The sequence below is a fragment of the Pseudomonas siliginis genome, from assembly GCF_019145195.1.
Taxonomy (GTDB): Bacteria; Pseudomonadota; Gammaproteobacteria; order Pseudomonadales; family Pseudomonadaceae; genus Aquipseudomonas; species Aquipseudomonas siliginis.
Window position 1 is genome coordinate 37564 of sequence record NZ_JAHSTW010000001.1, and the last position, 15948, is coordinate 53511.

Consider the following 15948-nt stretch of genomic DNA (forward strand, 5'->3'; position numbering starts at 1 on the left):
GGCCTACCGCGCCGGTGCCGAGCGGAGGTGTGTGATGGGCCAATATGAACGTCTGTTGCTGGTCGCTGACCAGACGCTGCATCAATCAGCGGCGATGCTGCGTGCCATCGCGCTGGCCAAGGCGAGCGGGGCGGCGCTGGACGTGCGGGCCTTTGTCTCGCCGGTGCCCGTCACCCATCTGTGGGAGGAAAAAATCGATGACGTGGATGCTCAGCGCTATCAGCGGCGCTACCGTCGCTGGGTGGCCGATGAGCTCGAGCAGCTCAGCAACCAGGGGCTGGACGGCACGGTTGATGTGGTCTTCTCCAGCCATCCGCTGCTGGACATCCTGAAGACCGTCCATGTGCTCAAGCCCGACCTGTTGATCAAGGATGTGCGACTGGAACCGGCGCTCAAACGCGTGTTCATCACGCCGCTCGATTGCCACCTGCTGCGTGAGTGTCCGATTCCGGTGCATCTGGTCAATCAGATTCGCTATGCGTTGCCGCATCGTGTCGTGGCAGCCGTGGACCCGTTCGATCCGGATACCCAAATCAGTGGCTTGAACGACGTGATCATACGGTCGGCGAACGCTTTGGCGTTGCAATGCGACGTGCCGTTGCACCTGCTCTGCGCCTACGATTTGTCCGCCGCTTTCAACGGCGATGCACCAATGGTCAACGGTGGCTGGAACGAAGATTTGGCGAACGAACTGCGTCAGACACTGCATCAGGCTTTTGTCGCCCTTGCCGATCGCCACGGTGTGCCCCCTGAGCGTCGACACTTCGTCATGGGCCAGCCAGTGCAGGTCATCAATGAGTTCGTCGAGCAGTACCTGGCCGATGTGGTGGTGATGGGCACGGTTCATCGAGTGGGCATCGAACGCGTGATCGGCAGCACCACCGAGCGCGCCTTGTATTCGCTGCCGGGGAGCATTCTGGCGGTGAGGAAAGAGCCTGTGCGGTGAGCATGATCGCAGCGTAGCGAGCCAGCCTGTTCGCTGGCCCGCTACGGTATTGCATAGATCTTGAACAGCTTTTTGGCGGCACTGCTGGCGCCGCCCAGATGTTTGTCGAATGCCTGTTCAATCTCGCCGGATCGGTACATTTCACTCAGCGCCGTGTCGACCAGCAGACGGAAATCCTCATCCTCTCGATCCACTGCCATCGCCGTCGGTGCGTACTCGAAAATCCGCTCCAGCAGCACCAGGTTGCCCGATGGATAATTTCTGGTCAGCAGATGCTTGAGCAGCATGCGTTCAGCAAAGAAGGCATCGGCTTTGCCATTGGCAACCAGACTCAGACCGGCTTCTGCGTTCTCTACCGTGACCAGCGTGGCTACCACACCCAGCAATCGCATCTGCTGTTGTATCCACGTTTCGGTGACCCCGCCGGCGATGGCGGCATACGTCTGGTTGGCCAGACCACGGTTCACCGTGGCTCGCCACGTTGGGCCGGTATGGGCCACTTTGCCATTCAGCACATTGAGCAAGGTTTCGGACGCATCCTGGCGCACCACGGCCGAGAGACCGGCGGTGTAAATCGGCACCGAATAGCTGACGACCCTGCGCCGCGCCAGCGTGGGTGGGGTCGGCGTACAAAGAATGTCGATCTTGCCGGAACTGACAGCGCTCATCTCGTCGTTGAGTGCGACCGCTTGGTAATGGATTTTCAACGCCGGCACATTCAGATCGATCCTGACCTTCTCGGCTATTTTCAGACAGAGATCGATGGCATAACCGCTGGCTTTATTGGCGGCCTGATCACTGAACGGCATGAAGTCAGGCACGTAGCCAAGGGTGATCGCTTGACTGGCACGGATGCGCTTCAGCGTGTTGCCATGGGCGATTACCGGTAGCAGCGCAATCAGGCAGACGAGCAGCAGGTGGTGGGCTCTGGTCAGTTTCACGTTCATGCGCGCGGTTCCTCGAATTCAGATTTCTGTGCTGTACCGAAGACTTCGATCAAGGGTTATCAGGCCGGGGGCCGACAGGCGCAGGGGCAGCGACAAAACGTTTGGCAAGGAAACCGTAAAGCAGGTAGCCGAACACCAGGACCAGGATGCCGCCGAATACCGCGTCTTTGCCGCAGGCATACAGCGCATACAAGGAATAGGCCACGGCAACCACTAACAGCAGGGTATTGCGCGTGTATACGGCGGCGCTGACTCTGGCTTTGTACATCATGACCAGCAGCCCGGTGGCTGCCGTCACGTAGGGAATCAAGTTGGTCACCGCCGCGAGGCTGACGAGTTTTCCAAACTGCGCGCTCGCGTTCGGCGAAATGGTCGACAGCGCCATCAAGGTCTGCAGGACGCCGCAGACCAGCATCCCGACGATGGGGGCGTTGCGTGCGCTGACCTTGCAGAACAGTTTTGGAAACATGCCCTGATCAGCAGTCACCTTGGCCGTTTGCGCCAACGTGAACTGCCAGCCCAGCAGCGAGCCAACACAGGCCATTACCGCGAGCGCCATGATGATGTTGCCGACCAGGGGATTGAACATGTGTGCATAAACGAGCGCGAAAGGAGCAGATGAGTTGGCCAGTTCGGCATTGGGAATAATGCCCTGAATGACCGTCGTCGATAGCACATAGACCACCGCTGCGCCCAATGTCCCGAACAGACAGGCCAGCGGTACGGTGCGCTTGGGGTTTTCCACCGCATCTGAGGCCTGGGCTGCCGACTCCATGCCGAGAAACGCCCAGAGTGTCAGGGGAATCGCTTTGCTGATGGCCTCGGATATCGGCAGTTGATTCGGGTTCCAGGCGGCGATGATCAGCTCCGGTTTGAACCAGAACCAACCGATGATGCTCAAGCCCGCTACAGGAATGATCACCCCCCACACCGTAACCGCACCAATCCTGCCGGTGATGCCTGGGCCGCCGAAATTCGCCACGGTGGTCAGCCAGAGCAGGCCGACCGTTCCAACGAATAAAGGAATGGCGCCGCTTCCCAGCCAAGGCATGAACGACGTCATGTAGCCCACTGCCGAAATGGCCACCGCCACGTTGGCGATGGCCAGCGACAGGAAGTACAGGTAAGAGCACAGAAAAAAGCCTGACTTTGCATGCGCCTCTTCGGTGTAGGCGGATAACCCGCCAGAGCGCAGGCAGAAGATGCCGCACTGGGAAAAGCAGTACGCGATGGCCATCGAGCCGACAGCGGTGACGATCCATGACAGCAATGAAACAGCCCCGAGTTGGGCCATACTCGTCGGCAACATGATGATGCCTGAGCCCATCATGTTCACCGTCACCAGTGTGGTGAGCCCCATGAGGCTCATTTTCTTGCTTGAGTCGGCCATCGGAGTTCCCTCGATTTGCGCAACGCGTCACCGCTCAGCCAACGCACAAGGTTTTGCCGGCATCGGCAGTACGCAGCTTTTCAAACGACGTTCAACGCGTAGAAAGATAGGCAATTTCAAGTGCATCGAAACGGCGCGCCCATCGCTTCGAGATGGCTTGCCCGAGGTATGGCGAAGGCATGGCAGGCACTCATGGCAGGGCTCAATGACTCTGGCGGTTGCAGCCCGACACCATCTGCTTGAGGCCGTCCATGTTGCGGATTTTCACGTCGCGCGCGGTGATTTCCACCAAGCCCTGATCGCGCAAGTGGGCAATGCCGCGGCAAATGGTTTCCAGACGCAGCCCAAGGTAGGAGCCGATTTCTTCGCGGCGCATCTTCAGCACGAACTCTTTCGAGGAATAGCCACGGGAGCTGAGGCGTTGTGAGAGGTTGAGCAGGAAAGCCGCCAGGCGCTCATCGGAGTTCATGTTGCCCATGAGCATCAACATGCTGTGATCGCGCACAATTTCCCGGCTCAGCAGTTTATTGAGGTTGTGCTGCAGGGACGGAAGGCTTTGCGCGAGTTTTTCCAGCTGTGCGAAGTGAATCGGACAGACTTCGCTGTCTTCCAGTGCATACGCAGTACACGCGTGTTGATCGATGCTGATGGCGTCCAGCCCGAGCATTTCGCCGGGAATATGAAAACCGGTCACTTGCTCGCGGCCATCGACGGAGACCACGCTGGTCTTGAACGAGCCTATTCGCACAGCGTACAGCGAGCGCAGCGGGTCCCCGGTCCGGTAGAGCGCGGCACCTTTCTTCACCTTGTATCGCTGCACGATCAGCGTGTCGAGCCGCTCGACCTCCGCGCCCGTCAGACCGAGCGGCAGGCACAACTCGACCACACTGCAGTTGGAACAGGCAGTTTTGAGAATCGGCGGGGGCGAGTGGGCTTCAAGCATGGATAAGCAGCCTCCAGTGAGTGTGATAAGCATAGAAGTCTTCGCAGCGCACGTGCCTTTCGTTTGGGGTGTCGGCGTGATTACGGACGAACGGCGGGGAGGGGAATCACAGAGGCGTCGGGCTATTCGCCGCTCTTGTATTGCAGGGTTAATGGGGAGACTTGATGCATATCAAGCGTGGCGGTTGGCAGAGTTGCAGAATCGTCCAATGGCGCTGACTGGAAATACACGTGATGTTCAGGCTCAAACGAATTCTGTTGATCGCACCCGCCGAAATGACCCGCACCCCGGCGTTTGATCGCGCCCAAGCGCTGGCTCGGGCCAGTGGCGCGGTGCTGCATATCGTCGCGTTCGATCATGTCCAGTCCCTGGCGTTGGCCGGTCTGTTCGATCACGACGCCATGGCGCAAGCGCGTGAAGGCTATTTGCAGATGCATCGCCAGTGGCTGGAGCAGCAGGCCCGGTTTCAACGTGGCGCCGGCGTGCAAGTCAGCACCGAAGTGGTCTGGGCCAGGGCCACGCCGGCGCATGTAATTGAGTACATCAATGACTTTCATGTTGATCTGGTGATCAAGGATACTCACCATGTTTCGGCGCTCAATCAAACGTTTCACCAGCCGTTGGACTGGCTATTAATACGAGATTGTCCCGCCTGCGTGCATCTGGTCACCGAGGCCGCACATCCGAAACCCTTGAAGATACTGGCGGCCATTGACCTGTCGCATCTCGAGGATCTGACCCAAGGGCTCAACGACCGGATACTTGGCGTTGCATCGACATTGGCAGCGAAATGCGATGCCTCGCTGCACTTGTTGAATGTGAGCAACTGGTCAGTGGTGGGTGATGCGGCGATGAGTGTGCCGAACTTGAGCCTGGACCACAGTTTGCGCGATGCGATCAACGACACTCAGCAGGAAGCCTTCGATACGCTGGCCGAGCGCTATGGTCTCGATGAAGAGCATAGCCACCTGCTCTCGGGTGTCCCGTTCCGGGTGATCGAAGACTTCGCCCGGCAGCACGCGTTCGACCTGCTGGTGCTCGGTATCTGTCACCATCAAGCGCTGGACGGCTTTATCGGCGGCACGGCCGAATGCCTGATGAACCGGGCTCCTTGCAGTTTGATGATGGTCAAGGCAATGCCTGCCACAGCCTGACCGGTCATCGCAGCAGTTGATGGTAATCGGTTGGGGGTAATCAATCAGTGACTGCGCCCGCCGTGTGCGTATTGCCATTGTTGCCAGGCGTGCCGATATTTCTCATCGGCGCGTTTCCTCGCTTCAGTGAACTTGTGCATGGTGTCTGTAGAAAACGGCTCTTCAAGGACGGCATAGGCCCGTTCGCTGAGCCGATCGGCTTCGTGAAACAGTGCGCCACTGTCATCGATCGCGTCGGGGACATTGGCGGTTGTCATGGCTGGATCATTGATGACCATATCGTGAACCTCGCAAAGCAAGAATGAGGGTGGGTTGCGGACCTGTCACCCTGTGGCAGCATCTGTAACTTTCACGCCTTCGAGCAGCTTGTGACTGTCCCTGATCCGAAACACGGGCGCCGCCGAATCATGACCCTATTTCGATCCAGTTTGTCGTCGCAGCGATTGATCCAGATCAATGTCGCTCGCCAGTTTCATCGCCGCTTTGTCGGTTTTCCAGGCGCTTGCGCAAGGGTGGTGGACAAGCCTCGATATTCAGGTTTTTTAGGGGGAGGACGAGCTCCAGGGGCCTTGCATATGACATTTATCAAGGACGTCGCCGGGCTATGGCGCAACCTGGGTTGACGTTGTTGTCTGACTCTTTCGGCCCGGGTCAGCTGCGTGTGACATGAGCGCAGACGTCCATCTCTCTGGAGACAAACATGAGCCAATATCAACACTTGTTGCTGATCATCAACCCGGCCCTGCGCCATTCCCCGGCGATAAGGCAGGCCGCCGCCCTGGCTAAAGCCAGCGGCGCGTCGCTGCATATTGCAGCGTTGATCAAATGGTGGGATTTCCTGTCGCTGCTGGAGGAAGGGGATCGGGCAAGGGCCCGTGCGGCCTATTTGCAGGACCATCACGAGTGGCTGGCAAGCCAGGCTGCCAGCCTGCGAGGCGAAGGTTTGCGGGTGACGACCGAGGTTGGCTGGTCCGAAGACATGAAACGGGAGATCCTCGATCACGTCACCGTGAACCAGCCCGATCTGCTGATCAAGGAAGTGCAGCACGAATCCTTACTCAAACGCGCTTTGTTTACCCCATTGGATTGGCAGCTGCTGCGTGATTGTCCGGTGCCGGTCTACTTGTTGGGCGCTGCTGGCCCGGGTCTGCCGCGCAAGGTCGTAGCGGCAGTGGATGTAGCTGCAAGCGAAGATGATGGGGGCGCTCTCAATGACCGGATCGTCGAACAGGCCACATCCTTCGCCACTCAGTTCGGTGCAGAGTTGCACCTGTTATATGCCTATGACGTCTCGCAAAACTATCTGGATGAAGTGGTGAACAACTGGACGGTTTCGGAATTGATGAATGCCCGGCGCCAGGAACTGCAAGCGCATTACAGCGCTTTGGCGAGGAAATTCGGTGTGATGGCCGAGCACAGGCATAGCAGGGAGGGACATCCCGTGGCGGCGATCAGTGAGTTTGCCGAAGAGCACGATGTGGACGTGATTGTGATGGGCAGGGTTCAACGTCACGGGCTGGAAAAACTGCTGGGAAGTACCACCGAACATATTCTGTACCAGGTCCCCTGCAGCGTACTGGCGGTCTAGCGCAAACGCTGGTGCACCTTACAAAGTCAGCGTTCCGGCCCACAACATCCGGCCAGCGTAAATCGCGGCGGCCCAGATGATGATCAACACACCCGTTTCCGGACCGCTGAGCGGCTGACCCTGACGCGTTTTCAGCGTGCCCAGGTAAATCAACGAGCCAGGCGCGTAGAGCAGAGCGCTGAGCAGCAGGTATTTGGGGCCGCGGCATACAGCTGAATCAATCGGATGATTATTCCCCTGCCGGAATCGATAACGTCGCCCTCAAACCGCCCTCTGCGCGGTTTGTCAGTTCAATCCGTCCGTTCAGTCGCATTGCTATGGTGTTGACAATGGTCAACCCCAACCCGGCGCCATGCGCCGTGCCACGGCTGTAGAAACGCTCGAACAATCGCTCTCTGTCCGATTCATCGATTCCCGGCCCTTGATCGTCGACTGTCAAATGACAGAAGCCATCGGACTTGCTCAGGTGCACGGTGATCGCACCGTGTTCGGGGGAGAAATTCGCCGCGTTGGTGATCAGGTTATTCAGCGCGATATCGATGGCGGCGGGGTCGGCGAGGACATGAAACGGTTGGTCGCTGACCTCGAAGATCAACTCAAGGTGTTTGCTCAGCAACCACGGTGTCAATTGCACCAGGCTGTTGCGTACGGTTTCGCTGAGATCAATGCGTTGCAGTGGCGGCGGATTTGGTTTGGGTTCAAGACGCGCCATGGTCAGCAGCTGATTGACCAGTCGGCTCGTGCGGTCGACTCCGGAGATCAGAAACTCAAGTGACTCACGACGCTCCTCTTCGGTACCGGCCTCCTGCAGATTTTGCGCATGCACCCGCAGCACCGCCAGCGGCGTGCGCATTTCATGCGCGGCATCGGCGATAAAGCGACGCTCCCGGCCGAGCACCTGCTGAATCTGCGCGAGCATGCGGTTGAGCGCTGCCTGCATGGGTTCCAGCTCACTGGGCAGGGGCGTCAGTTGCAGCGGCTCAAGTGAACCACTGTGACGGGCGCGCAGAGTCGCCGCCATGTCTGCCAAGGGCTTGAGCCCCCAGCCTATGGCCAGCCAGATCATCGCGGCGAGGATCAGGCTGCCAACTATGTTCGGCCACAGTGTGTGGCGCACGATGCGGTCGACCAGGTCGGTGCGCACATCGTCGCGCTCGCCGACCCAGATGCGCAGGCCGTTCTGCCTGTCTTCCAGCATGAACGCTCGCCATTGCCGACCTTTCAGATCGACAACGTCGCTGAAGCCCGTTCTCGTCGGCGGCGCAGTGAAGGAGGGCGCACTGGCGGTGTGTACCAGCACCTCGCCTTGCGGGTTCCACACCTGGAAGGCGATTTTGCTTTCGTAAGGATGTCCATCAACCCGTGGCTTGGCTTCGCCGAGAGCCTGATTGAACGCCTGATACAACTGCGCGTGCTCGGTACTCGCCATCGGCATACGCATCACGCCCTGCAGCAGGCGTGCGTTCTGCGCCAGTTGGGCGTCGTATACCTCGGCGATTTCGTGGTTGCTGTCATGCACGTTGAAGAGGCTGAGTACCGCCAGACCGGCCAGTAACAGGCCGATGATCAGGGTCAGCGTGCGCCGGCGGATCGAGGTCATCGACGCTCCTCCACCAGATAACCCACGCCGCGGATGGTGCGGATCAGGTCGGTGGAGAACTTCTTGCGCAGGTGATGAATGTGCACTTCCAGGGTGTTGCTTTCCGCTTCTTCATTCCAGCCGTAGAGCAACTGGATCAATTGATCGCGAGTCATCACCCGCCCGGGCGGCGACAGCAGTTCGTGCAGCAGCTGATATTCCTTGGGGGTGAGCGCGACCGGTTGGCCTTGATAACTGACCTGCTGGGTGCCGGGGTTGAGGCTGATGCCGGCGTGTTCGATCAGCGCCTGAGCGCGCCCGGCACTGCGGCGCAACAAGGCGCGCAGACGGGCTTTGAGTTCGGCGAGGTCGAAGGGTTTGACCAGGTAATCGTCAGCACCGGCGTCGAGTCCGGCAATGCGGTCTTCGGTGGCATCGCGCGCGGTGAGAATCAACACCGGCAGGTTCGAGCCGCTGTCACGCAGGCGACGCAATACTTCGAGGCCATCCATGCGTGGCAGGCCGAGGTCCAGCACGGCGACGTCAAACGTTTCGCTGAGCAGTGCATGCAAGGCGCTGCTGCCGTCCTTGAGCCAGTCGACCGTGTAACCCTCGCGACCCAGCGCCTGGTAAATGCCTTCACCCAGCGCTACGTCGTCCTCGATCAGTAATAAACGCACGCGCACTCCTTTCAGTCGAGTTTCTTGTTCACGTCCACCAGCAAGGCGTCGATCTCTTTACGACGCCCGGCATCGGCGCTTTCGCGGCCCGCACGGGGTGCGGCTTGTCTGGCCTTGATCAGCGCTGCCTTGGCTTCAGCGTAGCGCTTCTGACGGTAGAGATGGTCGCCCCAGAAGTACAGACTGTCGATGCCATCGGGGTTGAGCTGCAGGGCTTGTTTGAGCAATTGCTCGGCCTTGTCGCTGTCGCCGAAGCCGATCGGCCAGCCCGGTACCCGATCGTACAATGCAGCGAGGCTGGTATAGGCCGAGCCTTGCAGGGCTTTAGGGTCAAGCGTCAGGGATTTTTCCAGGTCCGTCTTGGCGTCCTTGGCTTTGCCCAGGGCACCGAGCCCGCCCTCGGCACCGGCCCAACTGCTGGTGACGATGCCTTTCCAGATCCAGGCTTCGGCCACATTCGGACGTTGCGTGGTGAACGCGTTGGCTTCGCTGGCCAATTGCTCGAACGCCGCGGCGCGCTGTTTTTCCGCCACCTCGTATTGAATGTGCGCCCAGTTCTGCTGGATGCCGGTGAGACGTTGCTGATCGGCCGGCTCAAGCGCCCAGACACTTTGACTGAGGGCGGCAAACAGCAGGCATGTGGAGAGTTTTTTCATGGCGTTAGAGCCTCGTTGTCAGGTTTTTCACTGAGACGGCGGATCAGTGGCAACTGCTTGCGCAGGCCGCGATCCACCAGATGCGGAAGTAAGCTGTTCAAACGGACGAAAAATCGCTCCGGCCAGCCTAGGTACAGATCACGACGGTCGCCGGCAATCGCATGCATCACTGCCGACGCCACGGTCTGCGGATCGTCAACGCTGGCCTTGAGGGCATCGTTCAAGGCTTGCGCAGCGGCGCTGTTCATCGAGGTGCGGGTGGCCCGGGGCGCGACATACAACACGCTGACCCGCGTGTCGGCCAGCTCGCGGCGCAACGCCTCGGAGAATCCGCGCAGGGCAAATTTGCTCGCGCAATAACTGGCGTAACCGGGGTAACCGATCGAGCCATAGGTCGAGCCGACGTTGACCACCATCGCGCTGTCAGCCTGCTTGAGCTGCGGTAACAGCATTTTGGTCAGGCAGATTGGCGCGCTGATGTTCACCGCAAGCATCGCGTTGATGTCACTGTCATCGAGCTGTTCGAGCATGGCGAAGTGATTGACCCCGGCGGCGTTGATCAGCAGGTTGATGCCGCCGATGGCGTCGGCGGCGGCCAACACTTTGCGCCGATCGCTGAGGAAGGTCAGGTCGGCGGCGACCCAGCACAGGCTCTGCGGATACCGCTCAAGCAGCGGCAGCAGCGCCTCCTGATGCCGCGCCACGGCCAATACCCTGGCACCGGCGGCGCACAAGGCACTGGCGATGGCCAGGCCGATGCCGCCACTGGCACCTGTCAGGACCACGCGGGCTTCATGCAGCTGCATGTTGGGCCTCAGCGTCGCGCGGCAGATCACGGAACATGTCGGTGTAGAGCCGATAGACGACTTTCGAAGCATGAATGACCGCCGCTTGATCGTCAGGGTCTTCCAGCTGATTCATCAACCGCCGATAGGTCTGCATGTGCTCGATATCGAGTGCGCCGTGGGAGCTCAGATAGCTGAATGCCGTTTCCGGCAGCGCCAGGCGATCGCGAATGCTCCCCGCCGCGTGGGTGGCCAGGGCAATGCTGGTGCCTTCGAGCACGTTTACCATGCCGAACAGACCCACCGGATTGCCCCGGGCGATCAGATCGTAGAGAAAACTGACCATCAGCTCGATTGACAATGACGGCTGACCATCACGCACCGCGTCGCGATCACCGCCACAGGCGGCAATGTCGTTGAGCACCCACTGCTCGTGGCCGTATTCATCTTCAATGTACTCGCACACCGCTTTGCGCAGCCATTCCAGGCGCGTCGGCAGGCGTGCACCGCAAGCCATCATCAGCGGCACGGTGTGGCGCACGTGGTAGTAAGCCTGGGCAAGAAAGGCCCGATAGCTGTCGAGGCTGACCTCGCCTTGCAACGCATCGACGATGATCGGCAGGTTGAACAGCTCGTGGCGTTCGCGTTGCGTGGCTTCTTGCAGGGTGTCGAAAAAACTCATTATGCGGATTCCTCGGAAGTGGCGGATTCGGTCAATTGCGTGTGGTACTGCGCGATGATGGCGTCACGGCGCGGCCGGCCATTGGCGGTGAGCAGGCCGTTGGCGGCGGTGAAGGGCTGCGACAGGCGCGTCCACTGATGCACCTGGGCGTAATCGGGCAACGCCGCGTTCGCTTCGGCGACGGCGGCGGTCAGCTCGGCATCGGTGCAGTTCGGACGATGCGGCCAGAGCAGGGCGTGGTTGTGCGGCATCGCCTCGCCATAGACGAACGCTTGAGCGATGTGGCGGCGCTGGGTCAGTTCCGACTCGACCCATTCCGGGTTGACGTTTCGCCCGTAGCTGGTGACGAATTGGTGTTTTTTGCGGCCCTTGAGATAGAGAAAACCTTCCGGATCGAACTCGCCGAGATCGCCACTCGGCCACCATTGATCGGTATACGCCGGCTCCCCCAGATAACCGTGCAACACCGAACCCTTGATCAGCACTTCGCCGTCCTCGGCCAACCGCACCTCGATATGAGGCAGAGGGCGCCCGACGCTGCCCGGACGGCGCGCGCCGGGGCGATTGAGGCATACGACCGAGGCGCACTCGGACAAGCCGTATCCCTCGTAAATCGGTAACCCGACCCGTTGCGCGCGGTGCAGCAGATCCACTGACACCCGCGCGCCACCGACCGCGGCGAAGAGCAGGGTTTGCGGATCGAAAGCCTTCTGTTCAGCGGCGCTGACCAGAACTTGCAGCAGCTGTGGCACGAGTATCAGGCTCTCCGGCGCACGCTTGGCCAGATAACCGAGCAGGCGCGCAACATCGATGCCGCTGGCGCCTTGAATGCCGAGGGTTGTCTGGCTTGGCAGGCTCAACACCGCACCGGCGTACAGCGCGGCATAACAGCCCAGGTTCTCCAGCAGGATCGCCAAAGGCAACAGCGCCAGATGGTGCTCCGGTCCAGTGGCTGCGCTTGCCTGATCAAGCTCCCGGGCAACGCGCAGGAAGCTGCCGGCGCTCAGGCACACCCCTTTCGGCGTGCCGGTGGTCCCGGAGGTAAACGTGAGTTTCGCGGTGCCCGCCGGCATGCGACTCGGGCCATTGAACGAGCGACACCAGAATTCACCTCGTAATTCATAGCCCGCCGCCAGCAGCTCGGCTTGCAGTTGCGGCTCGGCGATCACCCGTTCGGCCTGGCTCTGCTCCAGACAATGGGCGCGCTGCGCGGCGCTGAAAAACGGCGGCAGCGTTACGCAGGTCAAGCCTTCGAACAACACAGCCAGATCCCAAAGCATCGCGTCGACGCCGTTGTCCAGCGCCAGCGCAATCACCTGCACCTGCTCATCGCGCAGGCGCTCCTGGCGATACAACACCTCGGCATACAACGTGGCGTAATCTATTCTCAGCGTGTCGCCCCACAGGGCTGAGGCGTTGTCATTGCGCCGGGCATGGTCGCGCAGGGTTTCCTGGAAGCGTTGCAATTCAAGCGACATGGCAGGCTCCTTCAACGGAAGTCGGCAAACCCAGGCGAGTGAACAGGCCAATATTGCGCAGGTGAACAAATCCCGCGCGAATGTTGCCGACGTGCACCCAGGGTTTGCTTTCGTAATAACTGCCCCAGTGTTGACGCTCGTCACCCAGTCGCTGTGGATCAGCGGCGCACAATGTCACGGGCTTCAAACCCAGGCGATGGAAGCTGTTGACCAGCCCGATGTTGCCGGTGAAGGTCACCCATTCCAGGCCGCCCATGGCCAGCAGATAGGTGATGGCGATGATGCTCAGGCGCGCACTGCCGGTATCGCTGGCGGCGAGGTTGCCGACTTCGACGATGACCGTGCGATCCACTGCACGACCGGCGGCGGCACTGATCAACGACTGGATCGGTTCATCCAGATAGCGCTCGAGAAACAGTGCCTCCAGATGCGCTCGACGGACCCCGGCCACAGCACACAACTGGCCATCGCTGTTGTGCATGCCGAACAGCTCGGGCATGAAATGGCGGATTTCGGCACCGTGAGCCGTGCGGAAACGCTGCTGGATAAAGGCTTCAAACGGCGTGCGCAGCTCGTCCTCCGGCAACGCGTTTCTCAGCGTCATCGGCATCGATTCGGCCTGGCCGAAGTGCAGGGGCAGCGGGATGTTCCAGTCGAATTCGGGCATGGGCAGAACGCCTCCCTCAATGGGTTTGAGCGCAGTATCCAAGCCATTTCTTAACGAAGTCTGAAGATGAAAAACCGTTAACAGCAGCGCCGATCTTCAGACTCCCTTAAGGCTGGGCAAGCATGGTTAGCCTTGATTCAGGGCAACCGGATCGATAATTTCGAGCGAGATGATCGTCGCTCCACAACAATCACGAGGCGTTTCCTATGATTCGCGACACCGCTGTAACCCGTTATGGAAAACTCTCAATCATCCTGCATTGGCTGATGCTGGCGTTGTTCGTCGGTGTGTATGCGTGCGTCGAAATCAAAGGCTATATGCCCAAAGGCAGCGAAGCACGCGGCCTGCTGATGGGTATGCATGGGCTGTTTGGCGCAAGCATCTTCGCGTTGGTGTGGATTCGCCTGATCGGCCGCCTGACCCCGCGTCCACCGATCACCCCCAAACCACCGGCGTGGCAGACCGCAGTTGCGCACCTGACGCACCTGGCGCTGTATGGATTGATGATTGTCACACCGCTACTCGCCTGGCTGATGCTCGCGGCGGGCGATAAACCGTTTCCGTACTTCGGTTTCCATGTGCCGGCGCCGGTGGCTATTGATCCGGACCTGGCCAAACAACTCAAGTACTGGCACGAATGGATTGGCAGTGCCGGCTACTGGCTGATCGGCCTGCACGCGCTGGCGGGGCTGTTCCACCATTACTGGGTGAAGGACAACACGTTGCAGAGGATGTTGATTGAGCGTGTCCGCTCTTGAGGCAGGCATCTTGCGCTGTTCGTCGAAGGGAATGTTCGCCGCAACTCAAGCGCATGGCTGCGGTGGAGCTGAAAATCCGGAACTGCCAGCCCTCGCCGATGCCGAAATAGCATCGACAACGAGGGCAAAGCCATGACTGAAGAAGAACCCGAAGTGCCGCAAGAAGTACCGGATCAAACCACCCCGGCGCATTCCACCGAAGAAGAGCGCGAGCGCTTGAAGGACTTCAACAAGGACGGCATCCCGCCGGGCAGTTGCTGATCACCGGTTACCGCGGCTGCGTCACCAATTCTCCGCTGATCGCATCCATCATCGCCGGATGCTCCTCAGCGGCCACGCGCAAATCCTCGGTGACCCGCAACTCCGCACCCGTCGGTGAGTAGGTTGCTGCCGCCGTGAACGGTGCGGGGTTGGCCGGCACCGGGCGTTTGCCACGGCGCCAGAAGAAAAAGCTGACCATGCTCAGATTGACCACAGCGAAGACCCAGAACAGACCGTTGGCGCCGAACGAGTTCATCACCGGCGAGATCATCATCGGGCTGATGGCCGAGCCCAGCGAGTTGATCAGCAGCAAACCCTGAATCATCGGCACCAGCGCTTCGGCCGGGGCGCGGTCGGCCGCGTGGCTGACGGCAACCGGGTACAGCGCGAAGACGCCGCCACCGAGCAGAAACAGCATCGCCGCGAGCATTGTCGAAGACAGCGGCACCAGCACAATCACCAGTGATAACGCGGTGCACGCCACCGTCAGTAGCGTCAGCACCTGCAAGCGATCGGTGCGGTCGGACCAGCGTCCGACCGGATACTGCAGCAACATCGCCCCGAGAATCGTCCAGGCCATCATGCTGCCGACTTCTCCGACGTCCAGACCTCTGCGTTGCAGATACAGCGGCAACAAGGTGTAGATCGCCGCGATGGTCACCCCCGAACCGAAACAGCCGACCAGCCCGGTCGGCGTCACGCCCAGCAGTTGCCGGGGCTTGAGCGGCTCGACCTGATCGAGCAGCGGCGACACGCGCGGCAGGATCACGATCGGCAGCACCGACAACGCAGCAAGCATGCCGGCGACCATGAACGGCGCGCTGTCACTCATGCCAGTGATGGTTCCCAGCGTCGCCTGGCCCAGAACGCCGGCGCCATAAAGGACGATCATGTACAGCGCGAGCAAGCGCCCGCGAATCTTTTCGTCACCGGCCAGCAGCAGCCAGCTCTCGATCACCAGAAACACACCGACCGTGGCCCAGCCATTGATCAGCCGCAGGACGAGCCAGCCCCAGGTGTCATAGAACAGCCCCTGCAACAGGATCGTCACGGCAATCAGCGAGGCGAAGCTGCCGTAGGCGCGTATATGGCCGATGCGCAGAATCAGCCGGTCATTGAACACCGCGCCCAGCGTCAGGCCGATGAAATAGGCCGACGAAACAATTCCGATCATCGTCGCCGAGGCGCCGGCGGCGTCCAGGCGAAGGGTGGTCAGGGAAGACAGAAAACCATTGCCCAGAGCAATAATGAACAGCCCGAGCAGGGGCGCCAGCGCCATGGCCAGCAAACGCGGAGACATAAAAACCTCAAGAAATCGAACAGCGCAACGTGCGCCTCTGCGCATGCGGTTGCCAGGCTGGAACAGGTGTTGTGCAAATGTCTGCCGATCGGGCAGGGCGGTGGCGTCGGCCATACGTCAATGAGGTATGGCCA

17 protein-coding genes are annotated in these 15948 nt (G+C 60.2%); 5 read left to right on the forward strand and 12 right to left on the reverse strand.

Translation table 11 applies throughout. The annotated features are described in order from the left end of the window. Positions 1 to 34 precede the first annotated feature (34 nt). On the forward strand, positions 35 to 946 hold the full coding sequence (locus KVG87_RS00160) for a universal stress protein (protein ID WP_217848448.1): 912 nt from the start codon (positions 35 to 37) through the stop codon (positions 944 to 946). Between the two features lie 41 nt (positions 947 to 987). On the opposite strand, the gene KVG87_RS00165 is transcribed toward KVG87_RS00160, so the two are convergent. The 3 genes from KVG87_RS00165 to fnr form a co-directional block, all read right to left on the reverse strand. Next, complete coding sequence (locus KVG87_RS00165; RefSeq protein ID WP_217848451.1) at positions 988 to 1893, reverse strand: amino acid ABC transporter substrate-binding protein; 906 nt, start codon at positions 1891 to 1893, stop codon at positions 988 to 990. Between the two features lie 49 nt (positions 1894 to 1942). Next, a complete protein-coding gene (potE, locus tag KVG87_RS00170; protein ID WP_160769032.1) occupies positions 1943 to 3283 on the reverse strand; it encodes a putrescine-ornithine antiporter in 1341 nt (446 codons plus the stop codon). A gap of 202 nt (positions 3284 to 3485) precedes the next feature. Then, complete coding sequence (fnr, locus tag KVG87_RS00175) at positions 3486 to 4226, reverse strand: fumarate/nitrate reduction transcriptional regulator Fnr (protein WP_073474686.1); 741 nt, start codon at positions 4224 to 4226, stop codon at positions 3486 to 3488. A gap of 233 nt (positions 4227 to 4459) precedes the next feature. Here fnr and KVG87_RS00180 point away from each other — a divergent pair, with 233 nt between their 5' ends. Next, the gene (locus KVG87_RS00180; RefSeq protein ID WP_217848453.1) at positions 4460 to 5380 is read left to right on the forward strand and encodes a universal stress protein; all 921 of its coding nucleotides are present in this window, start codon (positions 4460 to 4462) and stop codon (positions 5378 to 5380) included. A gap of 44 nt (positions 5381 to 5424) precedes the next feature. Here the strand turns inward: KVG87_RS00180 and KVG87_RS00185 are convergent, their stop codons facing one another. Further along, on the reverse strand, positions 5425 to 5658 hold the full coding sequence (locus KVG87_RS00185) for a hypothetical protein (RefSeq protein ID WP_151550607.1): 234 nt from the start codon (positions 5656 to 5658) through the stop codon (positions 5425 to 5427). Between the two features lie 422 nt (positions 5659 to 6080). On the opposite strand from KVG87_RS00185, the gene KVG87_RS00190 reads away from it, so the two are divergent. Then, the gene (locus tag KVG87_RS00190; RefSeq protein ID WP_217848461.1) at positions 6081 to 6968 is read left to right on the forward strand and encodes a universal stress protein; all 888 of its coding nucleotides are present in this window, start codon (positions 6081 to 6083) and stop codon (positions 6966 to 6968) included. A gap of 229 nt (positions 6969 to 7197) precedes the next feature. On the opposite strand, the gene KVG87_RS00195 is transcribed toward KVG87_RS00190, so the two are convergent. Genes KVG87_RS00195 through KVG87_RS00225 form a run of 7 tightly spaced genes read right to left on the reverse strand, consistent with a single transcriptional unit; the run spans position 7198 to position 13495 of the window. Next, positions 7198 to 8568, reverse strand: a complete 1371-nt coding sequence (locus tag KVG87_RS00195; protein WP_217848463.1) for an ATP-binding protein — start codon at positions 8566 to 8568, stop codon at positions 7198 to 7200. After that, positions 8565 to 9227 (reverse strand): response regulator, encoded by a 663-nt coding sequence (locus tag KVG87_RS00200; protein WP_016774538.1) that lies wholly within the window; start codon positions 9225 to 9227, stop codon positions 8565 to 8567. Before KVG87_RS00200 ends, KVG87_RS00195 begins: the two co-directional genes overlap by 4 nt. An 11-nt stretch (positions 9228 to 9238) precedes the next feature. Further along, entirely contained in the window at positions 9239 to 9883 is a 645-nt protein-coding gene (locus KVG87_RS00205; protein WP_217848465.1) for a tetratricopeptide repeat protein, read from the reverse strand. Further along, positions 9880 to 10689, reverse strand: coding sequence for an SDR family oxidoreductase (locus KVG87_RS00210; protein WP_217848467.1), 810 nt, complete (start codon positions 10687 to 10689; stop codon positions 9880 to 9882). The genes KVG87_RS00205 and KVG87_RS00210 overlap by 4 nt, the downstream gene beginning before the upstream one ends. Continuing rightward, a complete protein-coding gene (locus KVG87_RS00215; protein ID WP_217848469.1) occupies positions 10676 to 11350 on the reverse strand; it encodes an iron-containing redox enzyme family protein in 675 nt (224 codons plus the stop codon). The genes KVG87_RS00210 and KVG87_RS00215 overlap by 14 nt, the downstream gene beginning before the upstream one ends. After that, positions 11350 to 12828: an AMP-binding protein gene (locus KVG87_RS00220; protein ID WP_217848471.1), complete on the reverse strand. Its 1479-nt coding sequence runs from the start codon at positions 12826 to 12828 to the stop codon at positions 11350 to 11352. The genes KVG87_RS00215 and KVG87_RS00220 overlap by 1 nt, the downstream gene beginning before the upstream one ends. Then, positions 12818 to 13495, reverse strand: a complete 678-nt coding sequence (locus KVG87_RS00225) for a thermostable hemolysin (RefSeq protein ID WP_217848473.1) — start codon at positions 13493 to 13495, stop codon at positions 12818 to 12820. The genes KVG87_RS00220 and KVG87_RS00225 overlap by 11 nt, the downstream gene beginning before the upstream one ends. Before the next feature lie 206 nt (positions 13496 to 13701). Between KVG87_RS00225 and KVG87_RS00230 the strand changes: the two genes are divergently transcribed. Both KVG87_RS00230 and KVG87_RS25990 read left to right on the forward strand, forming a co-directional pair. Next, positions 13702 to 14253, forward strand: a complete 552-nt coding sequence (locus tag KVG87_RS00230) for a cytochrome b (protein WP_076563157.1) — start codon at positions 13702 to 13704, stop codon at positions 14251 to 14253. A gap of 132 nt (positions 14254 to 14385) precedes the next feature. After that, the gene (locus KVG87_RS25990) at positions 14386 to 14514 is read left to right on the forward strand and encodes a hypothetical protein (protein WP_264082188.1); all 129 of its coding nucleotides are present in this window, start codon (positions 14386 to 14388) and stop codon (positions 14512 to 14514) included. 7 nt (positions 14515 to 14521) lie between these two features. Here the strand turns inward: KVG87_RS25990 and KVG87_RS00235 are convergent, their stop codons facing one another. Continuing rightward, a complete protein-coding gene (locus KVG87_RS00235; RefSeq protein WP_367616655.1) occupies positions 14522 to 15859 on the reverse strand; it encodes an MFS transporter in 1338 nt (445 codons plus the stop codon). Positions 15860 to 15948 lie beyond the last annotated feature (89 nt).